General features: G+C 64.7%; 13 protein-coding genes. 7 read left to right on the forward strand and 6 right to left on the reverse strand.

Annotated elements, in window-relative coordinates:
* Positions 1 to 17: 17 nt before the first annotated feature.
* From I6F37_RS27150 to I6F37_RS27170, 5 genes are all read left to right on the forward strand, one after another.
* Positions 18 to 1,199, forward strand: a complete 1,182-nt coding sequence (locus I6F37_RS27150; protein WP_225153192.1) for an ABC transporter substrate-binding protein — start codon at positions 18 to 20, stop codon at positions 1,197 to 1,199.
* A 22-nt stretch (positions 1,200 to 1,221) separates the two neighbouring features.
* The gene (locus I6F37_RS27155; RefSeq protein ID WP_035996868.1) at positions 1,222 to 2,748 is read left to right on the forward strand and encodes an acyl-CoA synthetase; all 1,527 of its coding nucleotides are present in this window, start codon (positions 1,222 to 1,224) and stop codon (positions 2,746 to 2,748) included.
* Positions 2,749 to 2,911: 163 nt separating this feature from the next.
* A complete protein-coding gene (locus I6F37_RS27160) occupies positions 2,912 to 4,675 on the forward strand; it encodes an NAD(P)/FAD-dependent oxidoreductase (RefSeq protein ID WP_035996865.1) in 1,764 nt (587 codons plus the stop codon).
* Positions 4,676 to 4,818: 143 nt separating this feature from the next.
* The gene (locus I6F37_RS27165) at positions 4,819 to 5,796 is read left to right on the forward strand and encodes a peptidyl-alpha-hydroxyglycine alpha-amidating lyase family protein (RefSeq protein ID WP_035996809.1); all 978 of its coding nucleotides are present in this window, start codon (positions 4,819 to 4,821) and stop codon (positions 5,794 to 5,796) included.
* Positions 5,797 to 5,996: 200 nt separating this feature from the next.
* Complete coding sequence (locus I6F37_RS27170) at positions 5,997 to 6,554, forward strand: HNH endonuclease (protein ID WP_057028390.1); 558 nt, start codon at positions 5,997 to 5,999, stop codon at positions 6,552 to 6,554.
* Between the two features lie 20 nt (positions 6,555 to 6,574).
* On the opposite strand, the gene I6F37_RS27175 is transcribed toward I6F37_RS27170, so the two are convergent.
* The gene (locus I6F37_RS27175; RefSeq protein WP_035996782.1) at positions 6,575 to 7,456 is read right to left on the reverse strand and encodes a DMT family transporter; all 882 of its coding nucleotides are present in this window, start codon (positions 7,454 to 7,456) and stop codon (positions 6,575 to 6,577) included.
* Positions 7,457 to 7,635: 179 nt separating this feature from the next.
* Between I6F37_RS27175 and I6F37_RS27180 the strand changes: the two genes are divergently transcribed.
* Entirely contained in the window at positions 7,636 to 7,857 is a 222-nt protein-coding gene (locus tag I6F37_RS27180; RefSeq protein WP_036020706.1) for a dodecin, read from the forward strand.
* A gap of 173 nt (positions 7,858 to 8,030) precedes the next feature.
* Positions 8,031 to 9,935: a diguanylate cyclase gene (locus I6F37_RS27185; RefSeq protein ID WP_225153194.1), complete on the forward strand. Its 1,905-nt coding sequence runs from the start codon at positions 8,031 to 8,033 to the stop codon at positions 9,933 to 9,935.
* Positions 9,936 to 9,963: 28 nt separating this feature from the next.
* Here I6F37_RS27185 and I6F37_RS27190 read toward each other — a convergent pair whose 3' ends face one another.
* Genes I6F37_RS27190 through I6F37_RS27210 form a run of 5 tightly spaced genes read right to left on the reverse strand, consistent with a single transcriptional unit; the run spans position 9,964 to position 15,583 of the window.
* A complete protein-coding gene (locus tag I6F37_RS27190; protein ID WP_035996776.1) occupies positions 9,964 to 10,932 on the reverse strand; it encodes an ABC transporter ATP-binding protein in 969 nt (322 codons plus the stop codon).
* Positions 10,929 to 11,924 carry an ABC transporter ATP-binding protein gene (locus I6F37_RS27195; RefSeq protein ID WP_035996773.1) on the reverse strand — a complete coding sequence of 332 codons (996 nt, stop codon included), beginning with the start codon at positions 11,922 to 11,924 and terminating at the stop codon, positions 10,929 to 10,931. The genes I6F37_RS27190 and I6F37_RS27195 overlap by 4 nt, the downstream gene beginning before the upstream one ends.
* The gene (locus I6F37_RS27200) at positions 11,924 to 12,841 is read right to left on the reverse strand and encodes an ABC transporter permease (RefSeq protein ID WP_035996800.1); all 918 of its coding nucleotides are present in this window, start codon (positions 12,839 to 12,841) and stop codon (positions 11,924 to 11,926) included. The genes I6F37_RS27195 and I6F37_RS27200 overlap by 1 nt, the downstream gene beginning before the upstream one ends.
* Positions 12,807 to 13,766 (reverse strand): ABC transporter permease, encoded by a 960-nt coding sequence (locus I6F37_RS27205; RefSeq protein ID WP_025033623.1) that lies wholly within the window; start codon positions 13,764 to 13,766, stop codon positions 12,807 to 12,809. Before I6F37_RS27205 ends, I6F37_RS27200 begins: the two co-directional genes overlap by 35 nt.
* Positions 13,767 to 13,792: 26 nt before the next feature.
* Entirely contained in the window at positions 13,793 to 15,583 is a 1,791-nt protein-coding gene (locus I6F37_RS27210) for a peptide ABC transporter substrate-binding protein (RefSeq protein WP_035996767.1), read from the reverse strand.
* Positions 15,584 to 15,798: the final 215 nt, after the last annotated feature.

Consider the following 15,798-nt stretch of genomic DNA (forward strand, 5'->3'; position numbering starts at 1 on the left):
ACAAACGGGAGGATATCATGAAGCTGGCAGCCGCACTGATCGGTCTGTCCCTGCTGGCACTCGCCACGGACAGCGCCCACGCCGAAGGCACGGAGATCCGGATCGGACAGACCCTGCCCTATAGCGGCCCGGCCTCCGGCTTCGGCGCGATCGGCCGCACGCAGGAGGCGTTCTTCGAGAAGATCAATGCCGAAGGCGGCGTCAACGGCCGCAAGGTCAAGTTCATCACGCTGGACGATGCCTACTCGCCGCCGAAGACGGTCGAGCAGACCCGCAAGCTGGTGGAGCAGGACGAAGTGCTGATGCTGTTCGGCTCGCTCGGCACCGCCACCAACAGCGCCGTGCATCGCTACCTCAACGGCAAGAAGGTGCCGCAGCTGTTCGTGCTTTCCGGCGCGACCAAATGGGCCGATCCGCAGAAATATCCATGGACCATGCCCGGCATGGCCGCCTATGAATCCGAAGGCGTGGTCTATGCCAAGCACGTGCTGCGCACCAAGCCGGGCGCCAAGATCGCCATCCTCTCCCAGAACGACGATTTCGGCCGCGACTACGTCGCCGGCTTCAAGCGCGCGCTCGGCGACAAGGCTGCCGGCATGATCGTTGCGGAAGCGACCTACGAGACCAGCGCGCCGACGATCAGCTCGCAGCTCTCAACCCTGAAGGCATCGGGCGCCGACGTGCTGTTCGGCGTCGTGCTCGGCAAGTTCACCTCGCAGATGATCAAGGGCGTCGCCGAGCTCGGCTGGAAGCCCGAGCTGTTCTTCGTGCCGACCTCGGCCTCGTCGATCTCGTTCCTGGAGCCGGCCGGGCTCGACAACGCCGTCGGCCTGATCTCGTCGAGCAACCAGAAGGACACGATGGACCCGCAATGGGCCAGCGATCCCGGCGTGAAGGAGTATTTCGCCTTCATGAAGCAGTACATGCCGAACGCGGATCTCTCCAACTCCAACTATGCGGCCGGCTACCATTACGCGACGCTGCTTATGACGGTGCTGAAGGCGTGCAAGGACGATTTCAGCCGCGACAACATCATGCGCCAGTCCGCCTCGCTGAAAGAGGTGAAGCTGCCGCTGCTGCTGCCCGGCATATCCGTCAGCACCGCCGCCGACGACTATCTGCCGTTCCAGCAGCTGCAGCTGCGGCGCTTCAACGGCAAGAGCTGGGTCGGCTTCGGCGACGTGCTGGACGATCGCTGACTCCAACGGAATGGGAATGACCATGATCATCAGCGGCGAACGCCGGATCGGCCATGACGAGATCCAGGCGCGCATCAGACGCGCGGCGAGCGGGCTGCGCGCCCTCGACCTTGCCGCAGGCGCACCGGTTGCCATGATGCTGCGCAACGACTTCGCCTTGTTCGAGGTGGTCGCGGCCTCGGCCGCACTGGGCAGCCCCGTGGTGCCAATCAATTGGCACCTGAAGGCCGAGGAGGTCCGCTACATCCTGACCGACAGTGGCGCGAAGATCCTGATCTGCCACGCCGACCTGCTGCCACAAATCCGCGGCGGCATTCCGGAGGATGTCCGCCTGCTCGTGGTCGCAACCCCGCCCGAGCTGGCGGCGACCTTCGCCATTCCCCGTGAGCTGACCGAGGTCTCTTCGGGCCTGACCGATTGGGACCGCTGGCGCGACGGCCACACGGAAACAGAGGAGCCGCCGCGCCGGGCCGCGGCGATGATCTACACGTCGGGGACCACAGGCATGCCGAAGGGCGTGCGGCGCATGCCGATGCCGCCGGAGCAGGCCGCCGCCTCGGAGCGCGTCGGCGCGATCGCCTACGGCATCAAGCCGCGCGAGGACCAGGTCGTGCTGATCAACGGTCCGATGTATCACTCGGCGCCGCATTCCTACGGCATGATGGCCTTCCGCAACGGCTGCACCATCGTGCTTCAGCCGCGGTTCGACGCCGAGGAGCTGCTGGCGCTGATCGAGCGCCACCGTGTGACGCATATCCACATGGTGCCGACCATGTTCGTGCGCCTGTTGCGCCTGCCCGAAGCGGTCAGGCAGCGCTACGACCTGTCGTCGCTGCGCTTCGTTGTGCACGGCGCGGCGCCCTGCCCGCCCGAGGTGAAGCGGGCCATGATCGAGTGGTGGGGACCGGTCATCAACGAATATTTCGGCTCGACCGAGACCGGCATCCCGGTCTGGCACTCGGCCGAAGAGGCGCTGAAGAAGCCCGGCACGGTCGGCCGCGCCATCGAAGGTGGCATCGTCAAGATCTTTCGCGACGACGGCAGCCTCTGCGATGCTGGTGAGGTCGGCGAGATCTATATGCGCCAGACCGCGGTGCCCGATTTCGACTATCACGGCAAGGCGCAGGCGCGCGCCGAGGCCGGGCGCGACGGTCTCGTCAGCGTCGGCGACGTCGGCTATCTCGACGAGGACGGCTATCTGTTCCTGTGCGACCGCAAGCGCGACATGGTGATCTCGGGCGGCGTCAACATCTATCCCGCCGAGATCGAGAACGTGTTGATCGCGATGCCCGGCGTGCGCGATTGCGCCGTGTTCGGCATCCCCGACGCGGAATATGGCGAGCGGCTGTGCGCCTGCATCGAGCCCGACAGGGCCGAGCAGCTCTCCGCCGCCGCGGTGCAGGCTTATCTGCGCGAGCGTCTGGCCAACTTCAAGGTGCCGAAGGAGGTCAAGTTCCTGGATGCGCTGCCCCGCGAGGCAACCGGAAAGATCTTCAAGCGCAAGCTGCGCGACCCCTATTGGGCGGACCACAGGCCGGCCGGCGCTTAAGTCGTTCTCCGGCCGCGTCCGCACGTGCGGAATTCCGGGCCATATTCCGTCCGGGCAGGGCCGCATGCCGGCCTCGCTCAGGTCCGCGGCTTTTGGCGGGCGGCGAAACCGTATAGCGTTCGATCTCTGAGGAAACGCCGCGAAGACGGCCATGAGGTCGCGCATGCTGGACCGGACGCAGGATATTTCCATCGCCGCACAGGCCTGGCTCGACGACTTCGAGCGCACCTTAAGCAGACCTGATCCCGCGACGCTGGGCCCGCTCTTCCTCGCCGACGGCTTCTGGCGCGACGTGCTGGCGCTGAGCTGGAACCTGCAAACGCTCGCCGGGCGCGAGACGATTGCGCAAGCGCTGGCCGCGCTCGCGTCCAAGGCAGAGCCGATCAGTTTCAAGCTCGCTCCGAACCGGGCCCCGCCGCGCTGGGTGACGCGGGCCGGCACCAACTGCATCGAGGCGATTTTCAACTTCGAGACCGCGCTCGGTCGCGGCAACGGCATCGTACGGCTCGTGCCTGATACTGCCGACGGCGACCGCCTGAAGGCCTGGACGCTGCTGACCGCGCTCGACGAACTCAAGGGCTTCGAGGAACAGCTCGGCACCTCGCGCCCGCGGGGGCAGGCCTATTCTCGCGACTTCCGCGGGCCGAATTGGCTCGACCAGCGCAACGCCTCGCGCGCCTATGCCGATCACGACCCGGCCGTGCTGGTGGTCGGCGGCGGCCAGGCCGGGCTCGCCATCGCCGCGCGGCTGAAGCAGCTCAAGGTCGACACGCTGATCGTCGATCGCGAGACGCGGATCGGCGACAATTGGCGCAAGCGCTATCACGCGCTGACCCTGCACAACCAGGTGCAGGTGAATCACCTGCCCTATATGCCGTTTCCACCGAACTGGCCGGTCTATATCCCCAAGGACAAGCTCGCCAACTGGTTCGAGGCCTATGTCGATGCGATGGAGCTGAACTTCTGGACCGGCACCGAGTTCGAGGGCGGCGCCTATGACGAGGCCAAGGGCCACTGGACCGTCACGCTGCGGCGCGCCGACGGCAGCAAGCGCACCATGCATCCGCGCCATGTGATCATGGCGACCGGCGTCAGCGGCATCGCCAACATTCCCGACATTCCGACCCTCGACAATTTCAAGGGGACGCTGGTGCATTCCAGCGGCTACGAGGACGGCGAGAACTGGACCGGCAAGCGCGCCATCGTCATCGGCACCGGCAACAGCGGTCATGACATCGCGCAGGATCTTCATTCCAGCGGCGCCGAGGTGACGCTGGTGCAGCGTTCGCCGACGCTGGTCACCAACATCGAGCCGTCGGCGCAGCTGGCCTACGCGACCTACAACGAGGGCACGCTCGAGGACAACGACCTGATCGCAGCGTCGATGCCGACGCCGCTCGCGAAGAAGACGCATGTGATGCTGACCGAGCAATCCAAGCAGCTCGACAAGGAGCTACTCGACGGCCTCGCGCGCGTCGGCTTCAAGCTCGATTTCGGCGAAGCCGGCACCGGCTGGCAGTTCAAATACCTCACCCGCGGCGGCGGCTATTACTTCAACGTCGGCTGCTCCAACCTGATCGTCGAGGGCAAGATCAGCCTCAGGCAGTTCTCCGACATCGAAAGCTTCAACGCTGAGGGCGCGCGGATGAAGGACGGCTCGATCATTACCGCCGACCTGGTCGTGCTCTCGACCGGCTACAAGCAGCAGGAATATCTGGTGCGCAAGCTGTTCGGCGACGGCATCGCCGACCGCGTCGGGCCGATCTGGGGTTTTGGCGACGGCTTCGAGCTGCGCAACATGTATGCGCGCACCAGGCAGCCCGGCCTCTGGTTCATCGCCGGGAGCCTGGCGCAATGCCGGATCAACTCGAAATATCTGGCGCTGCAGATCAAGGCGATCGAGGAAGGGATTTTGGCACGAATATAGCTACAGCCGTCATTCCGGGGCGCGCGAAGCGCGAACCCGGCATCCATCTAACCACAGAGTATGCTGCCCAATGGATTCTCAGATGCGCAATTGCGCATCATGGTCACGCTTCGCGCGCCCCGGAATGACAAGAGGAGAGATCAATGCCAGCCATTCTCGGCACCGGCGAGCACCGCTACCGCGTCGTCGACAACTTCGCGAAATTGCCGGACGGCTGGCAACTCACCGACGTCGCCTCGGTCGCGGTCGACAGCAAGGACCGCGTCTACGTCTTCAACCGCGGCGCCCACCCGATGGTGGTGCTGGACCGCGAGGGCAATTTCCTGCGCAGTTTTGGCGAAGGCCTGTTCTCGCGCGCGCACGGCCTGCATATCGACGCCGACGACAGTCTCTATTGCACCGACGACGGCGACCATACCGTGCGCAAATGCACCACTGACGGCAAGGTGCTGCTGACGATCGGCATTCCTGCAAAGCCGGCGCCGTTCATGAGCGGCGAGCCGTTCCACCGCTGCACCCACACCGCGCTGTCGCCGAAGGGCGAGATCTACGTCTCCGACGGCTATGGCAATGCGCGCGTGCACAAATTCACGCCCGACGGCAAGCTGATCAAGAGCTGGGGCGAGCCGGGCACTGATCCCGGCCAGTTCAACATCGTGCACAATATCGCCACCGATGCCGACGGCTGGGTCTATGTCGCCGATCGCGAGAACCACCGCGTCCAGGTGTTCGACGGCGAGGGCAAATACGAGACGCAGTGGAACAATCTGCACCGACCCTGCGCGCTGTGCTGTTGCGGCGGGGCCAAGAGCCCGACCTTCGTGATCGGCGAGCTCGGCCCCGGCCTCGCCATCAACCGCAATGTACCCAATCTCGGCCCGCGGCTGTCGATCGTGGACACCAAGGGAAATCGCATCGCGCGGCTCGGCGGCGAGGAGGGGCCGGGCGTCGCCAGCGGCAAATTCCTGGCGCCGCACGGCATCGCGCTGGACTCGAAGGGCGATATCTATGTCGGCGAGGTCGGAGTCACCAACTGGACGACGAGCTTCCCAGACGAGGAGATGCCTGCTGTGGTGCGCGCGACGCGGTGCCTGCAGAAGCTGGAGCGGGTACGGGAGTAGCTGCCATGGCAAAGGCAGCGCACGCTGGGGCGGTTCCGCGCGCCCCCGGGATCGCGGCTTTTTGAGCACTTTTGCCACCCCGCCGCCGCATTGCTTGCGCTTGAATAAGTCGCTCAACGGGCTTCACAATCCCGTCACGCTGCATGTAGTATGTCACTACATGCTGCTTCGCAGCGTATATTGGAGGCCGGGAGCGTTACTTGAACGCACATGTCTCGCAAGGCAGTTGGCCGGTGTTGGTGCTGAATGCGGACTTCCGGCCGCTGAGTTACTACCCACTGTCGTTGTGGTCGTGGCAAGACGCGATCAAGGCGGTGTTCCTCGACCGCGTCAACATCGTCGCACATTACGATCAGGCGGTTCGAAGTCCCACGCTGGAAATGCAGCTGCCCAGCGTCGTCTCGCTCAAATCCTTCGTCAAGCCCACCACCCACCCCGCCTTCACCCGCTTCAACGTCTTCCTGCGCGATCGTTTCGCCTGCCAATATTGCGGCTCGCCCGAAGACCTCACCTTCGATCACATCATCCCGCGCAGCAAAGGCGGCCAGACCACCTGGGAGAACGTGGTCGCGGCGTGCTCGCCGTGTAATTTGCGCAAGGGCAATCTCACACCGGCGCAGTCCAAAATGTTTCCGCGCCAGACAGCGTTCGCACCCACCGTGCACCAGCTCCACCGCAACGGCCGGCTGTTTCCGCCGAACTATCTGCACGACAGCTGGCTGGACTATCTGTACTGGGATACGGAGCTGGATCCGTAGGTGCGAGCCAGCGCGCTCTGCTACCCCCGCTGCAACGCCAGCGTGACGCCGCCGAGCGTGAGCGCCATCGCCGTCCATTCGCGATAGCCGAGCGGCTCGCCGAGAATGATCGCCGCTGAGACGACGCCGATCACGGGCACGATCAGCATGCCGGTCGACGCCGTGGTTGGGGGCAGACGGCGCAGCGTCTCGAACCAGGTGACGTAGCAGAGGCCCATCGGCACCAGCGTCATGTAGACGAAGCAGCCGAGCCCCAGCGGAGTGATGGCGGTGACGTCAGGGCGCTCGAACAGCACGCCAAGGACCAGCATCGTGGCGCAGCCCAGCCCGACCTGCCAGGCGACGACGACCAGCGGCGGCATCGGCAGCGGCTTGCGGTTGAGCACATTGCCGAGCGCGAACAGGATGGCGCAGAGCAGTGCGAGCGCAATGCCGACCAGCTTGTCGGTGCTGAACGCAAGACCGTCGCCGCTCAGGAGCAGCGTGACGCCGGCAATGCCGAGGACAAGCCCGAAAACATCCCGTCGCGCCGGCTGCGTGTGCATTACCGGCCAGGCGAGCAGCATCGCCCAGATCGGCATCGTATAGGCGAGCAGCGCGCCCTCGCTTACGCTCACATATTTCATCGCGACCGTGCCGAGACCCATCCAGGCTAAGACGTTGGTGAAGGTCGCAAACAAGAGCCGCGGCACCGCCTCGCGCGGAACGGCGAAGGATTCCTTCCGGATCAGCACCAGGGTGCCGAGAATGAGCGAGGCGCAAACACCCGCAAGGCCGCGCGCGAACAAAGGCGGCCATTGCTGCAGCAGCAGCTTCATCAGCGGCCAGTTCAACGCCCAGCCGAACGCCGTTACGCACAGGCAGAGAGAGCCGATCGTCCTGTCGCGTCGCGCCGTGTCCATACCCAGCGCTTAGCAGGCCAGCGCCGGCCGCTCCACCTCGCCTGGTGCATGCGGGCCATCGCGGAGCAAGGAACCCGATGCTCCCACGACCGTTCAGACCGTGGGCCAGGCATGCTCGCCTGCGCACGTTCCGCCATACGCATTTTTTCGGATGGCAAGATACCAAATGAGGGAAGGCCATGCCCACAGCCGAGCACGATCACGTCTACAAGATCCTCGACCTCGTCGGATCGTCCGAGACCTCGATCGAGGATGCAATCAAGAATGCGATCAGCCGCGCTTCCAAGACCGTTCGCGAAATAAGATGGTTCGAGGTCGTGCAAACGCGCGGCCATGTCGAGAACGGCGCCGTGCGTCATTTTCAGGTGACGCTGCGCGTCGGCTTCACGTTGGAAGGATGAGACGTCAGGCCGCCCATCGCGCCGCGGCACCATGATGAACGCGGGCCGACGAGAGTGGAACTCGATGTCGGTGATGTTCCCGGTCCAGTACGGACCCCGCACAATCATCGCGGATATTGCAACAGGCCGTTAAGGTGAAAGTGAGAGGTTTGCTCCGATTTGGAGCAAGCCTGATGGTCACAAGCCGCGAACTCGGCAAGACGCGCCTTCCGCTCTGGGCGGCCGGGTTCGTCGTGTTGACTTGCGTTGCCATCCTCGCCCTGAGCACCTGGCGCGAATGGGAGGCGCGCAACGCCGATCTGAGGAACGCCGAGATCGACGTCGCCAACGTAGCTCATTCGCTGATTCAGCATGCCGACGACACGTTCGAGCTTGCCGATACGATTCTTGTCGGACTGGTCCACCGGCTCGAAATCGACGGGACGGGTGCGGACACGATTACGAAACTGCAGGCCTATCTGCCGACCCGCAAATCATCGGACCGCATCCGCGGCATCTTCATCTATGATGCGACCGGCCGCTGGCTCGCCACGACGGAGCGGCTCGACTTCTCCAAGCTCAACAACAGCGACCGGGAATATTTCCAGCGCCATCGCGATTCTCCGGAGAGGGGCACGCTGATCGGGCGGCCCGTCAAGAGCCGCTCCGGCGGCCAGTGGATCGTCACCGCATCCCGCCGGATCAACGATTCCGACGGCGGCTTTGCCGGCGTTGCCCTGCTCACGATCGACGTCAACTATTTCGTCAAGTTCTACGAGCGGTTCGATATCGGACCGAACGGTTCGGCATCTCTGCTCAACGGCAGCGGCATCATGCTGGCGCGCAGCGGCGACGAGAGCGGCGCCTTCGTCGGACGCGACCTGTCCGATGCGCCCTTGTTCAGGAGCTGGAAAAGCCGCCCCGCCGCGGCGGTCTATTACTTCAAATCGCCGCTCGATGGCGTGGAGCGGCTGAGCTATTACCAGCGCAGCAGCCGCTATCCGCTGATGGTGCTGGCGAGCAAGTCGCAGGACGACGCGCTTGCCCCCTGGCGGCGCGCGGCAGCAGCACGCATGAGCTTCGTCCTAGGGCTCGTCCTCTTGATCGCGGTGATCGGCTACTATCTCGTCCGTCAGCTACTGCAGCGACAGCGCACGGCGCAGGCCCTGGTGGCCAAGGAAGCCAATTTCCGCCTGCTGGCCGAGCAATCCAGCGACATGGTGACCCGCATCGGGCTGGATAACCGGTTGCTCTACGTCTCTCCCTCCTGCGCGCGCATCACCGGCTGGTCGGCCGAAGAACTGATGGGCACCTCGGCCCTGGCCGGCATTCACGCCGACGACATGGAACGAGTTGAGCAGGCCATCGCCGCGCTGAAGAATGGCGAGGCGGAGGAAGCGCGGTTCGTCTATCGGCAGCGTCATCGCGACAAAGGCGAGATCTGGGCCGAGGCGGCGCTACACGTCACCGTGGCGTCCGACAGCGGCGTGATCGACGGCGTCGTCGCGGTCGTGCGCGACATGACCGAGCAGAAGGATCTTCAGGACAGGCTCGCCTCGCTGGCAACCACTGACGGTCTCACCGGCCTCGCCAACCGTCGCGCCTTTGACGATCACCTTGCCGACGAATGGGCGCGGGCTCGGCGCGACGGAACCCAGCTCTCGCTGCTACTGATCGATGTCGATCATTTCAAGAAATTCAACGATCTCTATGGGCATCTGGCGGGCGACGCCTGCCTGCGCGCGCTGGCCCGGATTTTATCCGCCCAGGCCAGGCGTCCGGCCGACCTCGCGGCGCGCTATGGCGGCGAGGAATTCGCCGTGCTGCTGCCGAACACCGGTCCTGAAGGCTGCGCCGAGGTCGGCGAAGCGATTCGCCAGGCGCTGCTCGATCTCGCCATGCTGCACGCGCAAAATCCGCCTTCGCGGCTGGTGACTGCGAGCATCGGCGGCGCCGCGGCTCTTCCGTCCCAGACCGCGATGGACTCTAGTACGCTGGTCGCCGCCGCCGACCGTGCGCTCTACGTCGCCAAGGAGAGCGGCCGAGACCGGCTGGTGATGTCGGGCCAGGTGATAGCATGGCCCGCGAAAAGCGCGTGAGCTGATCGCTGTCTACGGATTCATAGCACTACGCCAGATGGCACGCCACGAAATGGCCGCCCGCGCCCTCCTTCAGCGGCGGCGCGCTTTCCGCGCAGCGTGGCTGGGCGATCGGGCAGCGGGTGTGGAAGTGACAGCCGGAGGGCGGCTTCATCGGGCTCGGCACGTCGCCCTTGAGGCGGATGCGCTCGCGCTTGAGTTTTGGATCTGGCACCGGCACCGCCGACAGTAGCGCCCTGGTGTAGGGATGCTGCGGGTTGCGGTAGAGGTCGCTGGCTTTCGCGAGCTCGACGATGCGGCCGAGATACATCACCGCGACGCGGTCGGAGATGTGCTCGACCACCGAGAGATCGTGCGCGACGAACAGATAGGTCAGGTTCAGCTCGGCCTGAAGGTCCTCCAGCAGGTTGATGACCTGGGCCTGGATCGACACGTCGAGCGCGGAGACCGGCTCGTCGCAGACGATCAGCTTCGGCTCGACCGCGAGCGCGCGCGCGATCACGATGCGCTGGCGCTGGCCGCCGGAGAATTCATGCGGATAGCGCCGCATGTGCTCGGCCTTGAGCCCGACCTTGACCAGAAGTCCCGCAACGCGCTCCTCGCGCTCTTTCGAGGAGGAGGCGAGATTGTGGATGGTAAAGGCCTCGCCGAGAATGGCCCCGACCGTCATGCGCGGATTGAGCGAGGCGAACGGATCCTGGAACACCAGCTGCATGTTCCGCCGCATCGCGCGCAGATCGTTGCCGCCGAGCTTGCGTACGTCCTGGCCGTCGAAGGTGACCTCGCCGTCGGTCGGCTCGATCAGGCGCAGCACGCAGCGCCCGGTCGTCGACTTGCCGCAACCGGATTCGCCGACGAGGCCGAGCGTCTCGCCGCGGTTGACCGAGAACGACACGCCGTCGACCGCATAGACGGTGCCGACCTGGCGCGACAAGAGGCCGCCGAGCACCGGGAAATGTTTCTTCAGGCCGCTGACGCGGAGCAAGGGCTCGCTCATGACGCGGCTCCCACGCTGGTATCTCCGAGATGACAGGCCATGCGGTGACCGGGCGCGATCTCGCGCAGCAGCGGCTCCTTCTCGGTGCAGACATTCATGGCGAACTTGCAGCGCGGCGCGAAGCGGCAGCCGGCCGGCGGGTTGATCAGGATCGGCACAGAGCCGCCGATCGCCTCGAGCCGCGTCTTGTGCTCGCTGTCGAGATCGATGCGCGGGATCGAGCGGATCAAGCCTTGCGTATAGGGGTGACGGGGATCGCCGAAGAGATCGTCGACGGGCGCCTCCTCCACCACCTTGCCGGCATACATCACGACGACGCGCTGCGCGGTCTCGGCGACGACGCCCATGGCATGGGTGATCAGCATCACCGCCATGCCGAAGCGGTCCTTCATGTCCTGCAAGAGGTCGAGGATCTGCGCCTGGATGGTGACGTCGAGCGCGGTGGTGGGTTCGTCGGCGATGATCAGCTTCGGCTTGCAGGCGAGCGCCATCGCGATCATCACGCGCTGGCGCATGCCGCCGGAAAACTGATGCGGATAATTGTGCACGCGGCCTTCGGCGTTCGGGATCTGCACCAGTTTCAGCATCTCGATGGTGCGCTCGAGCGCCTGCTTCCTGGTCACCGCTTCGTGCCGCCGCAGGCTCTCTGCGATCTGCTCGCCGATGGTGAGCACCGGATTGAGCGAGGTCATCGGCTCCTGGAAGATGAAGCCGATCTCCTTCGCCCTGATCTCGTCGAGTTGGTTGCTGGTCAGCGGCACCAGATCGCGCCCCTCGAAGATGATCTGGCCCGCCGCGATCCGGCCCGGCGGCATTGCGATCAGCTTCAGGATCGACATCGCGGTCACGGTCTTGCCGCAGCCGGATTCGCCGACGACGCAGAGCGTCTCGCCCTTGTTGATGGAGATGTCGACACCGTCGACGGCCTGGAGGATGCCGTCGTCCGTGGAGAAGTGGGTTTTCAGGCCCTTGATCTCGAGCAGCGGCGCCATCAGATCACCCGTCGCGCATCGAGCGCGTCGCGCAGACCGTCGCCGATGAAGTTGATGGCCACCACCGCGACGAAGATCGCGCCGCCCGGAAACAGCGCCCAGTGCGGGCCGATGTCGAGAAAATCCTTGGCGTCAAACAGCAGCCGGCCCCAGGTCGGGGTATCCGGCGGGAAGCCGAGGCCGAGGAAGGACAGCGTCGATTCCGCGATGATCGCGGCGGCGACGTCGATGGTGCCGGCGATGATCACCGGGCCGACCGCATTGGGCAGGATGTGCCGTACCACCTGCCGCACCGGACTGGCACCGAGCGCACGGGCGGCTTCGACGAACTCCTTTTCGCGGAGCGACAAGAACTGGGCACGCACCAGCCGCGCCACCGGCATCCAGCGCAGACCTCCGATCACGAGCACGATCAAGATGAAGATGCCGCCTTCGGGCCCGAACACCTGCTTCAGCCCGTCGCGGAACAGATAGATCAGCAGCAGCAGCAGCGGCAGCTGCGGCAGCGACAGGAACAGGTCGGTGAGCCACATCAATCCGTGTCCGAGCGCGCCGCGCGACATACCGGCGAGCGCGCCGATCACTGTGCCGATGATGACAGCGACCAGCATCGCGGCGAGCCCGACCGCGAGCGAGATGCGGCCGCCATAGATCATGCGCGCCAGAATGTCCTGGCCGAGATCGTCGGTGCCGAAGGGATGGGCGAGCGACGGACCCTGCAGGCCCGCGACGATGTCGATCTCGTTGATCTTCACACGCCACACGAACGGCCCAAGCACGACGGCGAGCACCAGGATGAGGAGCAGGACAGCGCTGACCACCGCGAGCCGGTGGCGGCTGTAACGCCGCCATGCTTCGCGCCAGGGCGAATAGGCGCGCCGCTCAGCGGAGGGAGATGCGAGGGTCAAGCCAGCCATAAAGCACGTCCGCGATGAGATTGAACAGCACCACGAGGCACGCGAAGACGAAGGTGACGGCCATCACCACCGGCGTGTCGTTGGAAAGGATGGAGGAGATCAGCAGCGAGCCGATGCCGGGAATGCGGAAGATCTGCTCGGTGACGATGGCGCCGCCGAACACCGCGGGCATCTGCAACGCGATCAGCGTGACCACGGGGATCATGGCGTTGCGCATCACGTGCTTGATGATCACCGTGGTCTGGCCGAGGCCCTTGGCCCGCGCCGTGGTGACGTAGTCGAGCCGGATGACGTCGAGCATCGCCGAGCGCACGAAGCGCGTCATCGATGCCGCTTGGAACAGGCCGAGCACCGCCACCGGCATGATCGCCTGACGGATCATCTCCAGCACCCAGCGGATGCCGGTGGCCTTGATGTCGGTGGTGTAGACGAAAGGCAGCCAGTCCAGCGTGACCGAGAAGATCAGGATGAACAGGATGCCGGTGAAGAAGGTCGGCAGCGAGAAGCCGACGAAGGCGAGCGTATTCGCGATCTGGTCGAACAGCGAATACGGCCTGGTCGCGGCATAGACGCCGACCGGAATCGCGATCAGCAGCGCCAGGATCTGCGCCGAGCCGATCACGTAGAGCGTGGCGGGCAGGCGCTGGAGGATCAGCGTGTCGACGTTCATCCGGCTGACGAAGGAGAAGCCCCAGTCGCCGTGCAGCATGGCGTTGAGCCAGTGCAGGTAGCGGAGGTAGATCGGGTCGTCGAGACCGAACTTGGCCCGGAGTGCCGCCTGCACTTCGGGCGGCACGTTCGGATTGGTGGCCAGTTCGGAGAACGGATCGCCGGGCGCGAGCGCAAGCACGACGAACAGCACCAGCGAAATCGCCAGCAGGCTCGGAACGGCGATCAGGAGGCGACGCAGGACATACTGACTCATAGGGAAGAATCCCGTCTAGCCTGCGCTCATGCCTCCCGGTACCAGTCCTGAAGGTTATCGGTCCGATTGGCCCAGCCCGAGAGCGCCGGCCGCAACGTGTTGGAGCAGGCATCCACCAGCAGGCGATGCATCACCGGAATGAACACGGTGTCCTGCCACAACAGGTCGTTGCACTTGATGTAGAGCGCGGCGCGCTTGACTGGATCGGTCTCGGTCTCAGCCGCAGCAATGGCGTCATCATACTCCTTGTTGACGTAGCGCGGGAAGTTCTGCCCCTGCCATTTGTTCTCCTTGGTGGCCACATTGGCGGAGATGTAGCGCCGCATGTGCAGGGCCGGATCGGGCTGCGTCATCGGGATCTGGAACTCCTCGATGTCGGCATAGAACTTCGGATAGGTGTCCGGGTTGGCGACGTCAGACGAGAAGAAGACCGAGGCGACGACCGATTTCAGCTCCACGTCGATGCCGGCCTTCTGACAGGCCTGCTTGACGATGGCCTGGGTCTTCTGGCGCGGACCGTTGGTCGAGGTCTGGTACAGAAGCTTGAATTTCTTGCCGTCCTTCTCGCGGATGCCGTCGGCGCCGACCTTCCAGCCGGCGTCATCGAGCATCTTCGACGCCTTCTCGATGTTGAACTCCCACGAGGTGTTCTTGGAGACGAACTTCTCGGGGCCGTTGAGGTAGTTGGCCGTGGTGCGGCCGGCCCGACCATAGATCGCCTTCTTGACGGAGTCGCGGTCGACGAGCAGGGCGAGCGCCTTGCGCACGTTCGGATCGGAGAAGATCGGGTGCTTGGTCTTCATCGAGGACCGTTCGCCGTCGATCTCAGTGTTCGGATCGGTGAAGTTGATCGCGATGAACTCGATGTCGCCGCCGGTGGCATAGACGGTCTTGCCCTTCCCGCCCTTCTCCAGACGCAGCAGCACGTCGTCTTCGACCTGCATGTTCCAGGCGAAATCGAATTCGCCGGTCTGGATCACCGCGCGGGCCGCCGAGACGGCATCGCCGCCGCCCTTCATCTCGATCGTGTCGAAATGCGGACGGTTGGGCATGTGATAGTCGGGATTGAGCTCGCCGCGGACCACATCGCCCGGCTTGAACTCGACGAACTTGTAGGGACCGGTGCCCACCGGGGCAAGATTGTTCGGCGCCTCGCGGGACTTCGAGCCTTTGTAGTCGGCAAACAGATGCTTGGGGAGAACGCATCCATAAGCGCCGACGAACGCGTTGGCCCAGAACGGCGTCGGGGTCTTGAACAGGATGCGAATCGAAAGATCGCTGACCTTCTCGACCGTGATGTCACCATAGGTGCTGATGCTGACGGCAGCCGTGGCGGGATCGCTGGCGTATTGCCAGGTGAACACGAAGTCGTCGGCAGTCAGCGGCTTGCCATCGTGCCATTTGACTCCCGGCTTGATTTTCCAGACCACCGATTTGGCATCGGCGGCGAGACCGCCGTTTGCAAGCGAGGGAATCTCTGCCGCGAGGATCGGGTTGAGATTGCCGTCGGCGTCCCAGCTGGCGAGCGGTTCGTAGAAAAGCCGCGATCCGTCCTGGTCCTTGGTGCCGGTGGCGAAATGAGGATTGAGCAGCGTCGGCCCCTGCCACCACAGCACCTTGAGAGGGCCGCCGCCCCCGCGCTTGGTCGGCTTGTAGACCGCGGGGCTCTGCGCCATGGCAACGCCGCCGAGCGCGAGGAGCTGGTTGGCGAGGGGAGCGGTGAGACCGACCGCGGCGAGGCGCTTGACGAAGGCGCGGCGGTCCATCCGCCCGTCCTTCACCTGACCGATCATCGAACGCAGCTCTTTGTCCAGCATGGTTGTCCCCCGTCTGGTTCCGACATGGATGCAGGCGGCCGCTCGCGACCGCCTGGTTTAGCTGGCGGTAGATGGCACACCGAATGGGGTGCACGTCAACTGGGACCGTGTGTATGCAAACGGTCTATTGGCTGTCCGTTGGGCAAAATTGCGCTCCGCAGCCCATCCGTTCGGCAATCCAGCATCAAAATCTGCCGGATTGCGCGCTGCACTGC

It is taken from the genome of Bradyrhizobium sp. NBAIM08 (assembly GCF_020193935.1).
GTDB classification, from domain to species: Bacteria; Pseudomonadota; Alphaproteobacteria; order Rhizobiales; family Xanthobacteraceae; genus Bradyrhizobium; species Bradyrhizobium yuanmingense.